Consider the following 2,877-nt stretch of genomic DNA (forward strand, 5'->3'; position numbering starts at 1 on the left):
GCGCCGACCCGGCTACTGCTGACGCTCGCGGCGGGGGTCGTGGTTCTCGCCGGTCTGTCGTTCGCGCGCGACGTGATGGGACCGTTGCTGCTGGGCGCCGTGATCGTCATCATCTGCCATCCCCTGCGGCATCCGCTCGAGCGTCGCGGCTGGCCGTCGTGGGCCGCGACGACGGCAGTCATCGCGGTGGCCTATCTCGTGCTCGCGGCTCTGGCGGCGATGCTCTACTACGCAGGCGTCGAGTTCACGCGGCTGGTGCGCGATTCGGCCGAGCAACTGCGCGCGAGCGCCGACGGTGTGCTCGCCTGGCTCACGGACCTCGGACTGGAGAAGCAGGCGGCGGATGCCGTCGCCTCGGTCCTGAAGCCGACCACGATCGCGTCGTTCGCGGCATCCGTCGGCGGTACCGCCCTGGGGGTCCTGACCGCCTTCTTCTTCGTGCTCGCCTACGTCATCTTCATGGCCGCCGACGGCGCCCGCTACTCCCGCGCGGAGCGCGCGTTCGGTTCCGGCATCCGTCCCACGGTCGAGCGCTTCCGCGCGTACAACCACGGCGTCCGCACCTACTACGTCGTCAATGCGAGCTTCGGCGCGGTCGTCGCGATCGTCGACGGGCTCGCGCTGTGGGCGCTGCAGATCCCGGCGCCGATCGTGTGGGCGATCCTCGCGTTCGTGACGAACTTCGTGCCCAACATCGGGTTCGTGCTGGGGCTGATCCCACCGGCAGTGCTCGCCCTCGTCGTCGGCGGGTGGCCGCTCCTGCTCGCGGTGATCGCCATCTACTGCGTCGTCAACGTCACGCTGCAGGTGATGATCCAGCCCAAGTTCGTGTCCGATGCCGTGGACCTCACCCTCACGCTCAGCTTCTTCTCCGTCATCTTCTGGACCTTCGTCATCGGCCCGCTCGGTGCGATCCTGTCGATCCCGCTGACGCTGCTCGTGCGTGCGCTGCTGCTCGGAGGGAGCGGTGGTGCGGGTGCTGGCGGTGCGGGGGCGGGTGCCGGTGCTGGTGGTGTGGGTGCCGGTTCCGGCGCCGCCTGGCTGCGCTGGCTGTCCGGCGAGGATGCGCCTTCCTCCCCGCCCCCTCCCTCCTGACCCTCCCTCCCCCTCCCCCTCTCCCGCGCCGCGAACCGACGCATGTGGCCGCTTGCCCCGGCATCCACCGGGCCACATGCGTCGGGTCAGCGCCGGTAAGGCGGTGGCGGGATGCCGGCGCCATCGATCTCTCCACAGGACGGGGTTTCGGGGAGTTGTCCACGGATGGGCAGATGCGGCCCCCACGGGCGGGCGCGGCGGGCGCACCATCGGTGGATGCCACGCGCCCGACCCCTGCCATCGCAGCTGCCCGACGTCTTCACCGTCCCCGCCGCCCGTAACGCCGGCGTGTCGCGACGGCGCCTCCGGGCGCGCGACCTGGGCGCCCCGTTTCGCGGTGTGCGCACGCGCAAACGCTCCCGCGAAACGTGGGCGCTCGTCCGCGCCTACGCCGTCAAGCTGCGGCCCGGCGAGCACTACAGCCATGCCACCGCGCTGATGCTCGTCGGCGGCTGGGTGCCGGACCGATTGCGCACGAAGCTGGACGTGTCCGCGGTCCGGCCGGTCGGTCGACCGCGCGGCGCCGGCATCCGGGGGCACGAGGCGAAGGACCCCCGCGTGTACCTCTGGCACGGCGTGCCGGTCGTGCATCCCGCCGACGCCTGGTGCCAGCTGGCGGGCGAGCTCAGCGAGCGCGAGTTGATCATCGCGGCCGATGCACTGTTGCGCCGCAAGGATCCGATCTTGAAGAAGCAGACGCTCGTCGAGGCCGTCGAACGCCGGGCCGGATGCCGCGGCATCCGTCGACTGCGTCGCGCGCTCGCACGGGTGCGGGCGCGAACGGACTCGGTCGCCGAGACCGAGCTGCGCCTCGACGCGGAAGCCGCGGGACTGCCCGAGTTCGAGGTCAACGGAGAGATCTTCGACGAGCACGGGAAGCTCGTCGCGGTGGGCGACCTCGTCGATCGGGCGCGCAAGGTCTTGCTCGAATACGACGGCGAGCAGCATCGGACGGACGACCGGCAGTATGCGCGGGACATCGACCGGCTGGAGGCGCTTGCGCAACTGGAGTGGCGGGTGATCCGGGTGAACAAGCGCCATCGCGGCAGGCGGCGCGCGCAAGCCATCGAGCAGACTCGCCGCGCCCTCCTCGCCCGCGGCTGGATCCCCGACTGACGCCCGCCCGACTGACGCCCGCCGCCCGCTGCTGGCCGCGAGCCGACGCATGTGGCCGGATGGATGCCGGGGCAAGCGACCACATGCGTCGGGTCGGCGAATGGGCGGGTGAGCAGGCGGGACGGGGGCGGGCAGCGGTCAGATGCGGACGCGGACGGCCTCGCGGCGGCTGCCGACGCCGAGCTTGCGGTACACCGACTGCACGTGCGTCTTGACGGTGTTGACCGACAGGTACAGCGCGGCGGCGATCTCGGCGATCGTCATCGTCGTGCGGAGGTACGCGAGCACTTCACGCTCGCGCTCGGACAGGTCGGCCGCAGCGGCCGATGCCGCCTCTCTGCGCGCGAGCGCCTCGGCGATGAACGCGCCGTGGCGGCTGCCCCATGTCGCGTGCTGCTCCAGCAGGGTGCGCAGTTCGGGGTACGGATCGGCGAACGGGCGCAGGATGTGTTCGGGGACGGCCAGATCGAGCGCGGTCTCCAGCGCGACGTGCGCGTCGTCGCGGCCTGCTTCGGCGCGCAGCAGGGCGTCGGTTAGCAGCAATGCCGTTCGGTTAGCGGGTGTGGGGTGTTGTCAAGCGTTGGCGCGGCGCGGCGTGGGCTGGAAGTGACGTAGCTCTTGTAGGAGTGGATCTGTCCGCCAAGACCGATCCGTCCCACAAGAGCT

3 protein-coding genes are annotated in these 2,877 nt (G+C 71.2%); 2 read left to right on the forward strand and 1 reads right to left on the reverse strand.

The window, feature by feature from the left end; all coding sequences use genetic code 11:
- Together WBP48_RS08300 and WBP48_RS08305 are read left to right on the forward strand one after the other, a co-directional pair.
- The coding region (locus tag WBP48_RS08300) for an AI-2E family transporter (RefSeq protein ID WP_424438834.1) at positions 1 to 1,095 on the forward strand (1,095 nt) is incomplete at its 5' end.
- 216 nt (positions 1,096 to 1,311) lie between these two features.
- Positions 1,312 to 2,211: a hypothetical protein gene (locus WBP48_RS08305; protein WP_424438837.1), complete on the forward strand. Its 900-nt coding sequence runs from the start codon at positions 1,312 to 1,314 to the stop codon at positions 2,209 to 2,211.
- Positions 2,212 to 2,349: 138 nt separating this feature from the next.
- On the opposite strand, the gene WBP48_RS08310 is transcribed toward WBP48_RS08305, so the two are convergent.
- Complete coding sequence (locus WBP48_RS08310) at positions 2,350 to 2,754, reverse strand: helix-turn-helix transcriptional regulator (RefSeq protein WP_424438840.1); 405 nt, start codon at positions 2,752 to 2,754, stop codon at positions 2,350 to 2,352.
- Positions 2,755 to 2,877: the final 123 nt, after the last annotated feature.

Source organism: Microbacterium sp. (genome assembly GCF_049661145.1).
Lineage (GTDB): Bacteria > Actinomycetota > Actinomycetes > Actinomycetales > Microbacteriaceae > Microbacterium.